Here is a 16,993-nt window from a genome sequence, read left to right as displayed (position 1 = left end):
TCGTTCGGCAGGCCACCACTGCCGGGCAGGCCGCGCTTGTGGCGGAAGTGCTCCAGCGTTTCGAAGGCGGCCAGGCGCTGCAGGCTCAGGCGCTTCATCGGGATGGTGCCGCGGGCGCAGGCCATGATCTGGCCGTCGCTGTCGCGCTCTGGCGCCTGGCGGCTCAGGAAGATGCCGGGGTCGCGCGGTGTCTGGTCCAGCGCTGGCATTCCTGACGCGTCCACGGCRCCTGGATCGACGGGCAACTTGCTCGGGCGGTTGACCCAGTCGGCACGCGTCAGGCCCTGGCGGCGCGCGCCGGGCTGCGTCAGCTCGTCGACGCAGTCGACCACCACGCCGGGCGACATCTCGAAGTGGTGACGCGCGACCACGCCTGCGTAGTGCGCACGCAGGTACGCCCGCATGCGCTCGAACTCGGCAGTGTCGCGCACGCGGGCGCCAGGTCGACCCTGGTAGTTGCTGGCCTGCTCGGCGTCCAGCTGCGCCAGCGCTTCATCCAGCGTGGGTGTGGCGGCCTGGGCTGCCGGCAGTGCCGCAGCGATCAGCGCGGCCAGAAGCAGCCGACGTGGGCCGAATCCAAAAGTCCGAATGGTCATGTCATCTCCGAAGTTAGTCATTGATGAATTCGAGCCCGCAGGCTCGAATCCAGTCTAGGGCTGACCTACTTCGGAGAGCTGTAACCTAGTGTCGATTCGCGTTGGGGAAGAACGCCTGCTCGCCGCCGACCTGGTAGGCCGCGATCGAAGCCTGGCCGGCCGGGCTGGTGATCCAGTCGGCAAAGCGTTGCGCGAGCGCCTGCTTCACATGCGGGTGCTTGGCCGGGTTGACCACCATCACGCCGTACTGGTTGAACAAGGCCTTGTCGCCTTCGACCAGGATCGTCAGCTCGCCGCGGTTCTTGAACGCGAGCCAGGTGCCGCGGTCTGACAGCACATAGGCGTTGCTGCTGGCCGCCATGTTCAGTGCCGGGCCCATGCCGCAGCCGCATTCGCGGTAACCCGCAGGCTTGACGGTGGCGATGTCGGTGCCGGCCTGCTTCCACAGCCGCAGTTCGGCGGCGTGGGTGCCGCTCTTGTCGCCGCGCGAGACGAACATGGCCTCGGGCTTCGTGGCCAGCTTGGCCAGCGCCGCGGCAATGTCGCGGCCCTTCGCACCCGCCGGGTCGTTGCGCGGGCCGATCAGCACGAAGTCGTTGTACATGACCGGCCACCGTGCAACCGAGAAGCCTTCGGCGACGAACTTCTCTTCGGCCGCGGTGTCRTGCACCAGCACGGCGTCGGCGTCGCCCCGGCGCGCCACGTCCAGCGCCTGGCCGGTGCCGACAGCGACCACGCGCACATCAACGCCGCTGGCCTGCTTGAAGGCCGGCAGCAGGTGACCGAACAGGCCCGACTGCTCGGTCGAGGTGGTCGAGGCCAGCACGATGAAAGGTTCTTCGGCCGCGGCGCTGGTCCACAGCGCGCTCGCCAGCAGCGCAACCAGGGCTCGGCGACCCAGGCGAACGAACGGAATGCTTGCACTCACGCCCACACCATCTCTCCTTTGAGGAACTGCTGTGCTTCCAGCGGCAGCGTCTCGCTGTGGTTGAAGAATTCGCTCACCGGCCGCTCGACCACCAGCCGCCCGCCTTCGAGGTAGGCCACGCGCCGCGCCAGCCGCTTGGCCTGGCCCAGGTTGTGGGTGGCCAGCACGACGGTCATGCCTTCGCTGGCGAAGTCCTCGATCAGCTGCTCGACCTCGCGCTTGGCACTCGGATCCAGGCTGGCGGTGGGCTCGTCGAGAAACAGGATGTCGGGCCGCAGCGCCCAGGCGCGTGCCAACGCCAAACGCTGCTGCTGCCCGCCGGACAGCTCACGCGCTGGCCGTGCCGCCAGGGCCGCGAGGCCGACGCGGTGCAGCGCACGCTCGGTGGCCGCGGCCCGCTCCGCGCGCGGCAGGCCACGCAGCCACAGACCGAGCGAGACATTGCGCCGTGCCGACAGGCGCAGCAGGAAGGGTCGCTGGAACAGCATCGCGCCGATCGCAGGCCGCCCTTCAGGCTGCAGCGCATGGTGGCTGCACTGTCCCTCGCTTGGCAGTACCAACCCATGCAGCAGGCGCAGCAGCGTGGTCTTGCCGGAGCCGTTGGCACCGACCAGCGCCAGGCGGTCGCCGCGGTGCAGCGTCAGGTCGACGTCGTGCAGCGCTGTCACCACGCCGAAGCGCACGCTGGCGTGCTGCAAGCTGACCAGCGGCTGAGCTTGGACCGTCGCGTTCGGCGGCATCTGCGTCATGCCACCCAGGCCTCGCGCCGTTGACCGGCAGCCTGCGCGGCGCCGTGCAGCGCGGCCACGGCCAGGTTCAGCAGTGCCACCACGCCGAGCAGCACCGCGCCGAGGGCCAACGCCAGTGCGAGGTCGCCCTTGCTGGTTTCGAGCGCGATCGCAGTGGTCATCACCCGCGTCACGCCGTTGATGTTGCCGCCGACGATCATCACCGCGCCGACCTCGGAGACCGCGCGGCCGAAGGCGGTGAGCCCGATCGTCAGCACCGCGCGTCGCTCGTGAAGCAGCATCAGCAGCCCCGCGGCGTAAGGGCCGGCGCCGAGCGAGCGCAGCTGATCGCCGCCTTCGGCCAGCGCGTCCTGCACCAGGCGCCGGGTCAGTGCGGCGATCAGAGGCGTGACCAACACCGCCTGTGCGAAGACCATCGCCGTCGGCGTGAACAGCAGGCCATAGGCGCCCAGAGGCCCGGCTCGCRATAGCAACAGGTAGACCAGCAAGCCCACGACCACGGAAGGCAGCGCAAGCAAGGTGTTGAGTACCCAGATCACGCCGCGCCAGCCGGGAAAGCGCGCCACCGCAAGCCACGCGCCGAGCGCCAGGCCCAGCACGCCGCCGAGCACACAGGCCAGCAGGCTGACTCGGACCGACAGGCCGACGATGCGCCACAGCTCGGCGTCGCCTTGCCAGACGAGTTGGGCGGCCAGCTGGGCGCTGTCGGTGAGCGTGGACATCAGCATGCATTCTGGGCTGGCGGCAGAGGGACTGGCGATATGCAAGCCGGTGCATACAACGTAGCCGGCGGGGCTTGGTTGCAGCGCACAATCCCGTGTCACACCACAGCTCGATTGCACGCCGCATGGCCACCACCACCCCAGAACTCGGCCCCTCGCCGCTGGCCCGCGGTGACGCACAGATCAGCGTTGCCGACGCCCGCGCCCGCATCGCCGCCAGCCTGAAGCCGATCAGCGGTCACGAACAACTGCCATTGGCCGACGCGCTGGGCCGCGTGCTGGCCGACGACGTGGTGTCGCCGATCGACGTGCCGGCGCACGACAACTCGGCGATGGATGGCTTTGCCTTCCGCGGTGCCGAGCTGCAGGCCGACGCAGAGAGCCGCTTTCGCGTGGCCGGCGTGGTGATGGCCGGCGATGCCAAGCCGGTGGTCACGGCCCAAGGCGACTGCGTGCGCATCATGACCGGCGCGGTGATGCCCGAGGGGTTGGACACTGTGGTGCCGCTGGAGCTGTGCCGCGAAGAGGGCGGGGTGGTCCACATCGCCGCCGGCGTCATCCACGCGGGTGAGAACCGCCGCCGCCGCGGTGAAGACCTGGCGCAGGGCAAACCGGCGCTGCAGCGCGGCCGTGTGCTGCGTCCGGCCGACCTCGGGCTGGCGGCGTCGCTCGGCTTGACGCAACTGCCGGTGATGCGCCGCTTGCGCGTCGCCTTGTTTTCCACCGGCAACGAGCTGCGAGAACCCGGCCAGCCGTTGGACCCTGGCTGCATCTACGACAGCAACCGCCACAGTCTCGCCGCGGCGCTGCGCTGCATGGGCGTCGACGTGGTTGACCTCGGCCTCGTTGCCGACGACCCGGCCGCACTGGAGGCCACGCTGGCCCGCGCGCTGCGCGAAGCCGATGTCGTGCTGACCAGCGGTGGCGTCAGCATGGGCGATGCCGACTACACCCGCAACCTGCTGGCCCGCATGGGCGAGGTCGCGTTCTGGAAGGTCGCGATGCGGCCCGGCCGGCCGTTCGCTTTCGGCCCGTTGCGACGGCCTGATGGCGCCGACCCGGCCTGGCTGTTCGCACTGCCCGGCAACCCGGTGGCCGCATTGGTCACCTTCTACGCGTTTGCGCAAGAGGCGTTGTGGACGCTGGCCGGCGCGATCCAGCCGTCGATGCCGAGGCTGAACGCGCGCTGCGCCACGCCGATCCGCAAGCGGCCGGGGCGCACCGAATTCCAGCGCGCAATCGTCGAGGCCGCGCCCGAAGGCGGCTGGCAGGTTCGCCTGACCGGCTCGCAAGGCGCGGGCATCCTGCGCAGCATGAGCGAGGCCAATGCGCTGCTGGTGCTGGGGCACGAGCAGGGCTCGGTCGCAGCCGGCGAGTGGGTCGAGGTCTGGCTGTTCGACGGGCTGGTCTGATCGGTTACCGTGGAATGCGCCACGAAGCTCCGTCGTTAGGGGTGTGGCGTTGTAAGGTGTCGGATCGCCGGCATGATCGGCGAAATGCACCTTAGGCGAGGGCCCTTGTCGGCCGTCACTACATCCCCAAACCAGCCAGGAGAGAAACCTTGAACGAGAAGATATTCTTTGCCCTTGGCGGCGCGCTGGCGTCGCTGTTGGCGCTGTTGGCCGGTGGCGTGCAGGCCGCAAGCTACAGCTGCCGGCCACTGACGGACGCTTCGCAAACCGCAGTGGAATCGCAGACACATGTCTGGGCACTGAACAATCGAGTGCAGGTCGTGGGCTTCGCCTTGACGCCGCGGGTCGACGGGTGGCGGTACGGTTCAGCCCAATGGGGCCCGAACCGGCAGGCTGTGCTCCTGAACGATGACGATGGCATCCATTCCGACGCCTTCGACATCAACGATGCCGGCCAGTCCGTCGGCCAGATCTATGACAAGTTCATGGTGCCGCGTGCCGTGACCTGGACCGCTAACCAGCAGACCAGCCTCCCGCCGCTGTCCAGTGGCGGAAAAGGGGGAGCGGTCGCCATCAACAGCCGCGGGAAGATCATCGGAAGCAGCGAAAAGACAATGGCCTCCGGCGACATGGTCTACCGCGCTACGCTGTGGTTCGAGGGGCGCGTCAGGGATCTTGGGTCGCTGCACAAGGGCGGCACCAGCGACGCCTACAGCATCAATGACGACGGCGTCGTCGTCGGCACCAGCAGCAACCCGGCCGGCGACATCGTTCCAGTCCGCTGGGTCGGTGGCAAGATTTCGGCACTGGCCTACCCGGTGGGCAGCATCGCCACGCCAAATGCCGTCAACAAGTGGGGCACCATCGTGGGCAGCGCTTTCTACGAAAGCGATCAGCTCTCGCACGCCTTTGCATGGCAGGACGACACGGCCGTCGAAATGGGATCGACCAGCGACTATGTCAACACCTTCGCGCTAGCGATCAATGCCGCCGGGGCGGTGGTAGGAACAGGTCGCGCGGCCAACGGCAGCACCGTGCCGCTCCTGTGGTCAAGCATCAAAGACCGGCCGGTCGACGTGAACTCCCTGGTCGGTGCCGGCGGCTGTGTCGATGGTTTCGGCCGGCCGCGCCGGCTGACCGGTGCGATGGACATCAACGGCAGTGGCGTGATCGTTGCCAATGCGGAGGCGAAGGTCGACGGCAACCCCCGCTCGTTCTCGTTCATCCTGAAGCCCATCTCACCCTGACCAGGCCGAGCCGCAGGCCTTGTCGGCCCACGGCTCTTTCAGTCGGCTTCAGGGATAGGTCGTCACCGTCGAAGGGATGGTGTCTTGCCCTTGCGCCGGTGCGCCGGTCTGGTTGACCACGTGGTCGATCACGCCGACGCCGCCGAGCGACACCGTGGACAGGCTGTGCAGCTTCACGCCCGCCACGTTCGGCACTTCGAAGCCACGATCGGCGTGGATCGACGAGTTGACGTTGAAGTAGCAGTAGCTGCCCAGGCCCCAGGCTTCATGGCTGGTGACCTTGTCGTTCACTTTGTAGGCCGCGTAGCCGTTGGCACCGCTGCGCCAGGCGGCCTGGGTCGGCGGGTCGTAGGGCATCTCGTTCTGGAAGAAGTAGGTGCGGCCGCCGTTGCCGTTCCAGCGCACGTTGTACTTCTGGTAGTGCTCGACGAACAGGCCGTAGGCCGTCACGTTCTTGCCGTTGACGATGACGCCGGTGGCCGCGGTGTTGCTCGTCCAGCCCACGCCCGTGCCGTGGTCGGCGCGCCAGGCCCACACGTGGTCGATCAGCGCGTTGTCGCTGTTGACCTCGAGGCTGGTCGCAGCCTTGCCGACACCTGCACCGCCGATGCGGAAGAACACATCCTGGATCGAGCTCGGGTTGCTGGCGTGCGCCGCGTCGGACTTCTTCGGCCCCAGCTGCAGCAGCACCGGCGATTTGACCGGGCCCGCGTCGAACAGCAGGCTGGCGATCTTCACGCCGTCGACGTCGGCGACCTTCATCGCGGCCACGCCGTTGTCGGGGATCAGCGTCGCATAGCCCAGGCCCATCACGATCGTGTTGGCCTTCTTGACCGATAGCGTTTCTTCCAGGTGGTAGATGCCCGGCGTGAACAGCAGGTGCATGCCGGCCTGCAGTTGCGCGTTCAACTGCGCCGCGGTGACACCCGGCTTGGCGACGTAGAACTTCGTCAAAGGCACGGCCTGGCCCGGCGTCTGGCCGGTGGGCGACCAGGTAGTGCCGGCCGAGTTGTTGCGCAGGAAAGGCACGAAGACCTGGTAGTCGCCGGCACCGTCGATGTAGAGGTACGGCTTCTCGCGCGTGACCGGGCTTTGCGCGATCGTCGTGTAGACCGGGTTCGGGAAGCTGTTGGCGGGTGCGCCGATGACGCCGGTGAACACCATGTTCCAGACGCCGTTGAGCCAGCCGCCGATCTGGCTGTCACGCGTGAACCACTGCTGCTGCGAGTAGGGCTGCACCTGCGCATCGATGCGCGAATCGGCGATGTAGCCGCCGCTGGCCCAGCCGTAGTTGGTCGGCGACAGGTTCAGGTTGCCCTTGACCCAGACGCGGCGCATCGGCGCGGCCTGCGCCACCGCCCAGCGCGTGCCGCCGTTGATCGGCGTGACGGTCACGTTCTCGACCGAGCGCCAGAAGTTCTGCGTTGCATTGCCGCCGAACCAGCCGGCGTCGACGGTGACCGCATCGATGRCCACGTCCTGCGGGTGCTGGCCTGCGCCCATCACCGAGGTGTAGAAGCCGACGTTGGCGTTGACCTGGTAGTGGCCGGGCTTGAACAGCAGCGCATAACGCTGCGTGCCGAACTGGTTGCTCTCTTGCTGGGCAAAGATCTGGTCCAGCTTGGCCTGCACGGTGGCCGTGCTCATCGTGTTGTCGAAGATCACCACGTTCGGGCCCAGGTCGACCGCGTGGGCCGGCACCGACAGCGCAGCGAAGGCTGCGGCCCAGATCCAGTTCCGGCCGCTCAAGCGCGGCATGGGGGGCATACGGTGCGGCAGGGTTTGTCGCATGTTCATGAACACTCCTCGTTGCTCGGGCGACAGCGTCGCCCATATCTCGTCCACACAAAAAACCTCGTTGTTCTGACTCCGGCCACTCTCCGCGGTGGTCAGGTTCATTCTCATTGAAACCGCTTTCATCTGCGGACACTGTTTGGTAACGAGGTTTCTCGGTGGGTTCAGGGTTTGTGCGGAGGCCGGGTGCCGTCATCCTGGCGGGCCCGGTGGGCATCACGAAAATCCGTACAGACTGCAGGCCGGTGGCGGGCCGGTTACCGTGCGCGTCTTGCCCGCCTGGAGATCACTGCATGAGCGATTCGCCCGCCTACACGCCACCAAAGGTCTGGACCTGGAACAAGGAAAACGGGGGCCGCTTCGCGAGCATCAACCGCCCGGTGGCCGGCCCGACCCATGACAAGGCGTTGCCGGTGGGGCGCCATCCGCTGCAGCTGTATTCGCTGGCCACGCCGAATGGCGTCAAGGTCACGGTGATGCTGGAAGAGCTGCTGGCGCTCGGCCACGTTGGCGCCGAGTACGACGCCTGGCTGATCCGCATCAACGATGGTGATCAGTTCGGCAGCGGCTTCGTCGAGGCCAACCCGAACAGCAAGATCCCCGCGCTGGTGGACCACAGCGGACCCACGCCGGTTCGCGTGTTCGAGTCCGGCGCAATCCTGCTGTACCTGGCCGAGAAGTTTGGTGCCTTCTTGCCGACCGACGGCACCGAGCGCGCCGAATGCCTGTCGTGGCTGTTCTGGCAGATGGGTGCGGCACCGTTTCTCGGCGGCGGGTTCGGCCACTTCTACGCCTATGCGCCGACCAAGATCGAATACGCCATCGACCGCTACGCGATGGAGGTCAAGCGCCAGCTCGACGTGCTGGACAAGCACCTCGCCGAACGCCCCTATCTGGCCGGCAACGACTACACCATCGCCGACATGTCCGTCTGGCCCTGGTACGGCACGCTCGTCAAGGGCCAGCTCTACGAAGCGGGCGAGTTCCTGCAGGTCGAGCAATACACCCACGTACTGCGCTGGACCAACCAGATCGCGCAGCGCCCGGCCGTGAAGCGTGGCCGCATGGTCAACCGCACCTGGGGCCAACCGGCCAGTCAATTGCACGAGCGCCACGACGCCGCTGACTTTGACACCCAGACCCAGGACAAGCTGGCCGTGTCCGGCTGATTGCCATCTCCCTTTGCACAGACCCCATGATGATCACTCTGTACGACTGCGCCACCGCGCCGAGCCCCCGCCGCGCGCGCATCCTGCTCGCCGAAAAAGGCGTGGCCCATGAGACGGTCGAGGTGGACTTGAGGACTGGCGAGCAACTGAGCGACGCCTACCGCCAGGTGAACCCGCAATGCACCGTGCCGGCGCTGCGCACCGATGAAGGTGCCTTGCTGACCGACAACGCGGCGATCGCGGCTTACCTGGAAGCCCGCTTCCCCGAGCCGCCGCTGCTGGGCCGCACGCCGATGGAGAAGGCGGAGATCGCGAGCTGGCAATGGCGTGTCGAGTTCGAAGGGCTGATGGCCATTGCCGAGGCGCTGCGCAACAGCTCACCGGCCATGGCCAACCGCGCGCTGCCCGGGCCGGCGAACTACGCGCAGATCCCTGAGCTGGCGCAGCGCGGCCTGGCCAGGCTGCAGCAGTTCTTCGTCACGCTGAACGACCACCTGGCCGGCCGCGACTTCATCGCGACAGACCGACTCAGCATCGCCGACATCACCGCCGTGGTGGCGGTGGACTTTGCGCGTGTGGTGAAGGTCAAGCCGAGTGAACACCACCCTCACTTGCAGCGCTGGCGGGCAGCGATGGCGCAGCGGGCGTCGATGGCGCTCTAGCGTGGGCCGGAAGACCCGAACGTCACGTTGTGACTGACTGAGCGTGGCACTTCGCCATGGGCGACCGAGCCGGTGCTACGAGCATTCGCTGCCATGGTTTATCAATGGCAATGCGCGCGCCTGCTACGATCCGCCCGCTCTGGCAGATCCGGCGCTGCCATGCATTGCCCTCTTGGAGGCCCCGGCCAATTCGGCCCGCGCCCTTGAGGGCCCGTTCGGAGGGACCCTAACATCGATACCGGACTGCTCAAGGAACTACGAATTGACGTAGCCCATCGCGAAGACCACGACGGCGGTGGACCGCCGAAATGGGTCTGGGGCCTGCTCGGCGGCGTTGTCGTGCTGGCCTTGACCGGCGCCGCGGCCTGGTGGTACCTGGCGGGCAACAAGCCCGTCACCGTGCAGACCGTCACCGTGCGTGCCAATGGCCAGGGCCCCAGCGCCGACGCTGTGCTGCAGGCCACAGGCTATGTGACGGCGCGGCGTTCGGCCACGGTCTCGGCCCAGATCACCGGCACGCTGACCGAAGTGCTGATCGACGAGGGCTTCCGCGTCAAGAAGGGGCAGGTGCTGGCCCGCCTGGACGACAGCGGCCTCAAGGCCGGCCTGGCGACAGCCGAGGCCCAGGCGCGCAGCGCCCAGGCCGGGGTGGCACAGGTGCGCGCGGCGCTGGCCCAGGCCGAGGCCGATGCGCGTCGCCAGTCCGAGCTGGCTGCACAGGGCATGACGACGCGCCAGACGCAGGAGCAGACGGCAACCGCAGTGAAGTCCTTGACGGCCCAGGTCGAAGCCGCCCAGCGCCAGGCCGAGGCTGCGCAGGCCCAGGTCGTGCAGGCGCGCGTGGCCTTCGACTACGCCACCGTCCGTGCGCCGTTTGACGGCGTCGTCACGGCGCGCGCTGCGCAGGTGGGCGAGATCATCTCGCCGCTGTCGGCTGGTGGTGGCTTCACCCGGACCGGCGTGGGCACCATCGTCGACATGGACTCGCTCGAGGTGGGGGTCGACGTCAACGAGGCCTACATCGCCCAGGTCAAGGCCGACATGCCTTGCGAGGCCGTGCTCGATGCCTACCCGGACTGGAAGATCCCCGCCCACGTGCTGGCCGTGATCCCGAGCGCCGACCGCGGCAAGGCCACGGTCAAGGTCCGCGTGGCGCTGGAGAAGAAGGACGAGCGGGTCGTGCCCGACATGGGCGTGCGCGTGACCTTTCTGGCCACCAAGCCGAAGGTGCAGGCCGCGCCGGTGCCCGGTGTGCTGGTGCCGTCAGAAGCGTTGGCGCAGCGTGAGGGGGCTAACGCGGTCTTCGTGGTGACTGAGGGCCGGGCGCAGCAGCGCGCGGTCAAGCTCGGTGCCGATGTCGGCAAGTTCAAGCTGGTCACCGAAGGGTTGAAGGCCGGCGAGGCGGTTGTCGTCACGCCGCCGGCCGAACTGAAGAATGGTTCCAACGTCGTGAACAAGGAATGAGCGTTTGCCGACGGGCCCCCGCGGCATACACCGAGGCGAACACCGTAATGCGAAGCATGGAGGCATGAAATGACCGCTTTGATCGAGATCCGCGACCTTTCCAAGATCTACACCCGAGGCAAACAAAAGGTCGAGGTGCTGCACCACATCGACCTGCAGGTCAGCCAGGGCGATTTCCTCGCGCTGATGGGCCCGTCGGGCTCGGGCAAGACCACCTTGCTCAACCTGATCGGTGGGCTGGACGCGCCCAGCGGTGGTTCGATCACCGTGGCGGGCGAGCGCATCGACCAGTTCAGCGGTGCTCAGCTTTCCAAGTGGCGCGCTGCCAAGGTCGGCTTCGTGTTCCAGTTCTACAACCTGATGCCCACGCTGTCGGCGCAGAAGAACGTGGAACTGCCGCTGCTGCTGACCAAGCTCTCGGCCGCCGAGCGCAAGAAGCGCGCGTCCATCGCGTTGCAGCTCGTGGGGCTGGGTGACCGCGCCACGCACAAGCCGACCGAGCTCTCGGGCGGCCAGCAGCAGCGCGTCTCGATCGCGCGGGCCATCGTCTCCGACCCCACGCTGCTGGTCTGCGACGAACCCACCGGTGACCTCGACCGCCAGTCGGCCGAAGATGTGCTGACGCTGCTGCAGGTGCTCAACCGCGACCACGGCAAGACCATCGTCATGGTCACCCACGACCCCAAGGCCGCCAGCCGAGCCAGCCACACGCTGCACCTGGACAAGGGCACCCTGGTCGAACAAGCTGACGCAGTCGCGGCCTGACGGGGAGCGTCATGAAATATCTCCACCTGATTTGGGCGGCGCTGTTCCGGCGCAAGCTCCGCACCTTCCTGACCCTGGTCTCGATCGTCACGGCCTTCTTGCTGTTCGGTCTGCTGGACGCCGTTCGCGTCGGCTTCGACCAGGCGGGCCAGAGCGCCAACGGCGCCACGCGGCTGCAGACAGGCTCGAAGCTCAGCTTCATCCAGCTGCTGCCGATGGCGCTGGGCTCGCGCATCACGCAAGTCGACGGCGTCAAGGACACCACCTTCGCCAACTGGTTCGGCGGCGCCTATCAAGACCCGCACAACCAGGTCTTCAGCTTCGCGGTCGCACCCAACTACCTCGACATCTACCCCGAGATGGAAGTCTCGGCCGAGCACCGCAAGGCCTTTGCCGAAACCAAGATCGGCGCGCTTGTGGGTGAGGGCCTGGCCAAGCGCTTCGGCTGGAAGGTCGGCGACCAATTGCCGATGCAGTCGACCATCTTCCCGGACAAGTCCGGCAGCCTGAACTGGACCTTCAAGATCGTCGGGCTGGTCCACGTGTCCGACAAGAAGGCCTCCGGCTGGTTCGACCAGCTGATGCTGCTGCGCTGGGACTACTTCGACGAGACAACGCCCTACAACCGCGGCCAGGCAGGCTGGTACGTGACCCGGGTGAAGGACGTCAACCAGGCCGACCGCGTGGCMAAGGCCATCGACGCGATCTCGTCCAACTCCGACCACGAGACCCGCACGCTGACCGAACAGGCCGCCACGGCCGCGTGGATGAAGCAACTGGCCGACATCAACCTGATCGTCACCTCGATCATGGGCGCGGTGTTCTTCACGCTGCTGCTGCTGTCGGGCAACACGATGATGCAGGCGGTGCGCGAGCGCACCAGCGAGATCGCCGTGCTGAAGACGCTGGGCTTCTCGGGCCAGAGCGTGCTGGCCATGGTGCTGGCCGAGTCGATGCTGCTGCTGCTGTTGGGCGGCGTCATCGGCCTGGGGCTGGCCAGCGTCGTCGGGCCTGCAGTTGGTGCGGCCAGTGGCGGCACGCTCAACCTGCCGGCCGCGGGCGCCGCCAGCTGGGCCATCGGCGTGGGCCTGATGCTGTTCTTCGGCGTCGTTGTTGGCGCACTGCCGGCGCTCAATGCGATGCGCTTGAACATCACCGACGCATTGGCCGGGAGAGCCTGACATGAAGTTCTTGAAAAATCTCGGACTCTTCCTGCTCACGGTCGTCGTGCTCGTGGCCTGGGTGATGCTGCCGTGGCAAGGCGCACTGGCCTTGCTGGTGTTGCTGGCGCTGTGGCTCTTCGTCTTCCGCGGCGGCGCGCAGGCGCGCTCGGTGGCCTCGGTGGGCATCAGCACGCTGAACCAGCGCATCGGCTCGTCGGCGGTCATCGTTGTCGGCATCGCCGGCGTGGTGGGCGTGCTGGTCGCGTTGCTGGCCATGGCCGAGGGCTATGCGCAGACGCTGCGCAACTCGGGTGGGCTGGACACGGCCATCGTGCTGCGCGGCGCTTCGGCGGCCGAGGTGGCTTCGGCGCTGAGCCGCGAAGACATCGTGCAAATCTCCCAGGCGGCCGGCATCGCGCGCAACGACAAGGGTGAGCCGCTCGTCTCTGCCGAGACCGTGGTCGCGGCCAACCTACCGGTCAAGGGCACCAAGACCGACGAAGAGGGCAGCGCTCAGGTGCGCGGCGTCGGCGACGAGGCCTTTGCCGTGCGTCCGCACCTGAAGATCGTCGAGGGCCGGCGCTTCCAGCCCGGCCTGCGCGAGCTGGTCGTCGGCAAGGGCGCGGTGCGCCAGTTCGAAGGCCTCAGCGTGGGTGCCACGCTCAAGCTCGGCAACCAGCCTTGGACGGTGGTCGGCATCTTCGCCTCGGGCGACGCGATGGAGTCGGAACTCTGGGCCGATGCCAACGTGGTCAACGATGCCTACCAACGCGGCAGCGGCCGCAACTCGGCGACCGTGAAGCTGACGAGCGCCGACGCGTTCAAGGGTTTCAAGGACGCACTGGCCGCCAACCCGCAACTCAAGGTCGATGCCAACACCACGCTGGACTTCTTCGCCAAGCAGTCCGAGAAGATGACCCAGATGCTGCGCATCATCGGCATCACGGTTGGCGCCATCATGGCCGTGGGCGCGGTGTTCGGCGCGCTCAACACGATGTTTGCAGCGATCGCCTCACGTGCCCGTGAGATCGCCACGCTGCGGGCCATCGGCTTCCGCGGCCTGCCCGTGGTGGTGGCGGTGATGCTGGAGACGATGTTGCTGGCGCTGATCGGCGGTGCCATCGGGGGCCTCGTCGCCTGGTTGCTGTTCAACGGCTTCGAGGCCTCGACCATGGCTGCCGGCTCGGTCGGCAAGCTCAGCTTCAGCCTGCGCGTCTCGCCTGGCCTGCTGTGGGAAGGCGTCAAGTGGGCGCTGGCCATCGGCTTCATCGGCGGCCTGTTCCCGGCCGTGCGCGCGGCCAGTTTGCCGGTGACAACGGCCCTGCGAGAGTTGTGAGCGCCGGGCCGCGGCGCTGACCCGTTCGCCTCCGTCGCCAGCGCAGCGGAGGCCTCGTGTCATGCCGCGTGCCGCGCCCACGACGGTGCCAGCAGGATTACGGTGGCGCCCTCGGGTGCCGGCCCTCATTCGCGGTCGCCCCAACGCATCATCGGCACCACGGTGTAGATGGCACCGAAGCAAGCGCCCCGCCAACAGCGGCCCGCGAGCGGCCGGCGGCCGGGGGCGCCGCCGTTACCCTGCCGCCACCACCTTCAGCCCGGGCTGCTTCAACTCCGGCACCCAGCCGGGCCTGCACCGCGTTCAATCGGCGGCGGCTGCCGGCATGGACACCGGCGGCAGCGGCACCCGCGTCTCGAACTTCGAGCAGTTCATCGCGAACATGCTCTTGAAGTTGCGCACGTTGTTGTTCGACGAGAAGACCTCGCGTGTGAACGCGTGGTACTGCTCCATCGACTCGGCGTTGACGATGATGAGGAAGTCGGACTCGCCGGAGACCTCGTAGCAGGCCATCACGTCCTCCAGCGCATTCATCTTCCGCTCGAACTGCTTCAGCAGCGCGGCGTTCTGCTTGTCCAGCTCCACTGACACGAACACCGTCAACGGCCGGCCGACCAGGTGGCGGTCGACGATCGCCACCTGCTTGAGCAGAACGCCCGATTCGCGCATCTGCGCGATCCGCCGCTGGCAGGTAGCCGGTGAGCTGCCGACCTTGTCCGCCAGGGTGCGCATGGGTATCGAAGCATCGCGCTGCAGCAGGTCCAGCAGCGCCGTGTCCAGGCCGTCCAGCGCCACCGGCAGCGTGCTCTTTCGAAGCCTTTGAGACATTCCCTCATCCTTTGGGTATTGGTGAGACAAATACGCCATGGAATGACGTATTGGTGGTGATCTGCCCCGCGATGATGCGCCAAGAATTCAGTCTGTCACTCCCCAAGGGATCACACGACATGACTGGCACGACCGACGCACCGACCGAAGCGGCGCTGGAAGCAGGCTGGGTGCGCTGGCGCCAGGACTTCCACCGCTTTCCCGAAACCGGGTTCAACGAACAGCGCACGGCGGACCGCGTGGCGCAGATCCTGAACCTTCTGGGCCTCGAGGTGCACCGAGGCATCGGCGGCACCGGGGTGGTTGCGAACCTCGCCGTGGGCGCCGGCCCGGGCGTCATCGGCCTGCGCGCCGACATGGACGCGCTGGCGATGCAAGAGACCGCCGAAGGCCGGCCGTACACATCGGCCCACCCGGGCTGCATGCACGCCTGCGGCCACGACGGGCACATGGCGATGCTGCTGGGCGCGGCGCAGCTGCTGTCCAGCCGCCGAGATTTCGACGGCACCGTCCGCTTCATCTTCCAGCCGGCGGAAGAGCACGGCCGTGGCGCCGCAGCGATGCTAGCCGATGGCCTGCTGCAGCGCTTCCCGATGGACGAGATCTACGGTGCCCACAACATCCCCGGCATGCCCGCGGGGCACATCGCCACCCGTGTCGGCGGGATCATGGCCAGCGAGGACAACTTCGTCATCCGAATCACCGGCCGTGGCGGGCATGCCGCGCGGCCGCACATGGCCATCGACCCGTTGGTCATCGGTGCGGAGATCGTGCTGGCACTGCAGACCATCGTGGCGCGCTCGGTCGATCCGCGGCACTCGGCGGTCGTGTCCTGCACTGAGTTCCTGACCGACGGCATCCGCAACGCGATCCCGACCGAGGTGGTCATCAAGGGCGACACGCGCAGCTACGCGCCCGAGGTGCAGGCGCTGCTGGAAAGCCGCATGCGTGAGCTCTGCGACGGTATCTGTCGCGCGCATGGCGCCCGCTGCGTCGTCGAGTACACGCATGAGTTCGCGCCGACCGTGAACTGGGCGCAGTGCGTGCCCATCGCCGTGCAAGCCGCCAAGGCCATCGTGGGCGATGCGAACGTGGATGCCGACGTGCCGCCGATGATGATCTCGGAAGACTTCGGCGGCTTCCTCAAGGCACTGCCCGGCGCTTTCGTCTTCATCGGCAACGGCGACGGCGCGGGCCTTGGCGCCACGCCGCTGCACAACGCCCAGTACGACTTCAACGACCAGATCCTTCCTGTCGGCGCGCGCTACTTCGCCGAGCTGGCCCGAATCCGCCTCCCCCAATCGCCCGCCGCGGCCCGCTGACATGTTCCTCGCCAATACCCGTGCCGACCGTCGCCCTTATGACGCCGACCTCCAGCCAATCCTCAGCCTGGCTGCTGGCCGCGAAAGCCGCACGCGCTTGTCGAACTGGAGTCGTTTGTCCGCACACCCGACACCGGCGTGGCCCATGCCGCGCCTGGCCGCTTCGCTGGGCGTGGCCTCGGTGACGGTCAAGGACGAGTCCAGGCGCTCCAGCCTCGGCAGCTTTAAGACACTGGGTGCGCCCAACGCGTTGATCCAGCTGGTCATGCGCCGTTGGCCCAAACGCGACTGGACCGCCGCCGAACTGTTTGCCGGGCAACACGCTGACGCGCTGCGTGGCTTCGTCGTCATCAGCGCCACCGATGGCAACCACGGCTGTGCGCTGGCCGCGGCAGCGCAAAGCATCGGCTGCCGCTGCGTGATCGTCCTGCACGCCCACGTCAGCGTGGAGCGCCAGCGGGCCATCGCCGCGTTCGGCGCCGAGATCGTTCGCATCCAAGGCAACTACGACGAATCGGTCCACGAGGCTGCTCGGCTGGCGCGCACCAACGGCTGGGAGGTGGTGTCCGACACGTCGTACGAGGGCTACGAAGACGTCCCGCGCGACGTGATGCAGGGCTACGGCGTGATCGCCGAAGAGTTGCTGGAGACGGTGCCGAATGGCGCGGCTTGCCCGTACACCCACGTCATCCTCCAGGGCGGCGTCGGCGGGTTGGCCGCCGGCATCGTGAGCCACTTCTGGGAGCGCTACGGTGCGCAACGCCCGCGCTTCATCGTCGTCGAGCCCGAGCAGGCCGACTGCCTGCTGCAGAGCGCGTTGCAGGGCCGGCCTGCGC

The 16,993-nt window shown here is 67.5% G+C and carries 16 protein-coding genes; 10 read left to right on the top strand and 6 right to left on the bottom strand.

Going from position 1 to position 16,993, the window contains the following annotated elements; all coding sequences use genetic code 11:
- From AC1DYI_RS11175 to AC1DYI_RS11160, 4 genes are all read right to left on the bottom strand, one after another.
- Window positions 1–596: hypothetical protein (locus AC1DYI_RS11175; RefSeq protein ID WP_477204179.1), on the bottom strand; the 596-nt coding region annotated here is incomplete at its 3' end.
- 85 nt (window positions 597–681) lie between these two features.
- Window positions 682–1,524: an ABC transporter substrate-binding protein gene (locus AC1DYI_RS11170; RefSeq protein ID WP_477204178.1), complete on the bottom strand. Its 843-nt coding sequence runs from the start codon at window positions 1,522–1,524 to the stop codon at window positions 682–684.
- A complete protein-coding gene (locus AC1DYI_RS11165; protein ID WP_477204177.1) occupies window positions 1,521–2,273 on the bottom strand; it encodes an ATP-binding cassette domain-containing protein in 753 nt (250 codons plus the stop codon). The genes AC1DYI_RS11170 and AC1DYI_RS11165 overlap by 4 nt, the downstream gene beginning before the upstream one ends.
- Window positions 2,270–2,995 (bottom strand): ABC transporter permease, encoded by a 726-nt coding sequence (locus AC1DYI_RS11160; RefSeq protein WP_477204176.1) that lies wholly within the window; start codon window positions 2,993–2,995, stop codon window positions 2,270–2,272. The genes AC1DYI_RS11165 and AC1DYI_RS11160 overlap by 4 nt, the downstream gene beginning before the upstream one ends.
- Before the next feature lie 125 nt (window positions 2,996–3,120).
- Between AC1DYI_RS11160 and moeA the strand changes: the two genes are divergently transcribed.
- Together moeA and AC1DYI_RS11150 are read left to right on the top strand one after the other, a co-directional pair.
- Window positions 3,121–4,407, top strand: a complete 1,287-nt coding sequence (moeA, locus tag AC1DYI_RS11155; protein ID WP_477204175.1) for a molybdopterin molybdotransferase MoeA — start codon at window positions 3,121–3,123, stop codon at window positions 4,405–4,407.
- A 197-nt stretch (window positions 4,408–4,604) separates the two neighbouring features.
- Window positions 4,605–5,654, top strand: coding sequence for a hypothetical protein (locus AC1DYI_RS11150; protein ID WP_477204174.1), 1,050 nt, complete (start codon window positions 4,605–4,607; stop codon window positions 5,652–5,654).
- A gap of 48 nt (window positions 5,655–5,702) precedes the next feature.
- On the opposite strand, the gene AC1DYI_RS11145 is transcribed toward AC1DYI_RS11150, so the two are convergent.
- Window positions 5,703–7,451 carry a hypothetical protein gene (locus tag AC1DYI_RS11145; RefSeq protein ID WP_477204173.1) on the bottom strand — a complete coding sequence of 583 codons (1,749 nt, stop codon included), beginning with the start codon at window positions 7,449–7,451 and terminating at the stop codon, window positions 5,703–5,705.
- A gap of 290 nt (window positions 7,452–7,741) precedes the next feature.
- On the opposite strand from AC1DYI_RS11145, the gene yghU reads away from it, so the two are divergent.
- The 6 genes from yghU to AC1DYI_RS11115 all read left to right on the top strand — a co-directional run bounded on the left by yghU (window position 7,742) and on the right by AC1DYI_RS11115 (window position 14,007).
- On the top strand, window positions 7,742–8,617 hold the full coding sequence (gene yghU, locus AC1DYI_RS11140; RefSeq protein ID WP_477204172.1) for a glutathione-dependent disulfide-bond oxidoreductase: 876 nt from the start codon (window positions 7,742–7,744) through the stop codon (window positions 8,615–8,617).
- A gap of 29 nt (window positions 8,618–8,646) precedes the next feature.
- Window positions 8,647–9,279: a glutathione S-transferase family protein gene (locus tag AC1DYI_RS11135; RefSeq protein ID WP_477204181.1), complete on the top strand. Its 633-nt coding sequence runs from the start codon at window positions 8,647–8,649 to the stop codon at window positions 9,277–9,279.
- Window positions 9,280–9,618: 339 nt separating this feature from the next.
- Window positions 9,619–10,743 carry an efflux RND transporter periplasmic adaptor subunit gene (locus AC1DYI_RS11130; protein ID WP_477204171.1) on the top strand — a complete coding sequence of 375 codons (1,125 nt, stop codon included), beginning with the start codon at window positions 9,619–9,621 and terminating at the stop codon, window positions 10,741–10,743.
- A 69-nt stretch (window positions 10,744–10,812) separates the two neighbouring features.
- The gene (locus AC1DYI_RS11125) at window positions 10,813–11,508 is read left to right on the top strand and encodes an ABC transporter ATP-binding protein (protein ID WP_477204170.1); all 696 of its coding nucleotides are present in this window, start codon (window positions 10,813–10,815) and stop codon (window positions 11,506–11,508) included.
- A gap of 11 nt (window positions 11,509–11,519) precedes the next feature.
- Window positions 11,520–12,689, top strand: coding sequence for an ABC transporter permease (locus AC1DYI_RS11120; RefSeq protein WP_477204169.1), 1,170 nt, complete (start codon window positions 11,520–11,522; stop codon window positions 12,687–12,689).
- A gap of 1 nt (window position 12,690) precedes the next feature.
- Window positions 12,691–14,007, top strand: a complete 1,317-nt coding sequence (locus AC1DYI_RS11115) for an ABC transporter permease (RefSeq protein WP_477204168.1) — start codon at window positions 12,691–12,693, stop codon at window positions 14,005–14,007.
- A 303-nt stretch (window positions 14,008–14,310) separates the two neighbouring features.
- Here AC1DYI_RS11115 and AC1DYI_RS11110 read toward each other — a convergent pair whose 3' ends face one another.
- Complete coding sequence (locus AC1DYI_RS11110; RefSeq protein ID WP_477204180.1) at window positions 14,311–14,802, bottom strand: Lrp/AsnC family transcriptional regulator; 492 nt, start codon at window positions 14,800–14,802, stop codon at window positions 14,311–14,313.
- 152 nt (window positions 14,803–14,954) lie between these two features.
- Between AC1DYI_RS11110 and AC1DYI_RS11105 the strand changes: the two genes are divergently transcribed.
- Together AC1DYI_RS11105 and AC1DYI_RS11100 are read left to right on the top strand one after the other, a co-directional pair.
- On the top strand, window positions 14,955–16,157 hold the full coding sequence (locus tag AC1DYI_RS11105; protein ID WP_477204167.1) for a M20 aminoacylase family protein: 1,203 nt from the start codon (window positions 14,955–14,957) through the stop codon (window positions 16,155–16,157).
- A 1-nt stretch (window position 16,158) separates the two neighbouring features.
- A partial coding sequence (locus AC1DYI_RS11100; RefSeq protein WP_477204166.1) for a diaminopropionate ammonia-lyase occupies window positions 16,159–16,993 on the top strand: 835 nt, incomplete at its 3' end.

The sequence above is a fragment of the Ideonella sp. P3_A4 genome, assembly GCF_056403075.1.
This window is presented reverse-complemented; position numbering and strand designations above follow the sequence as displayed.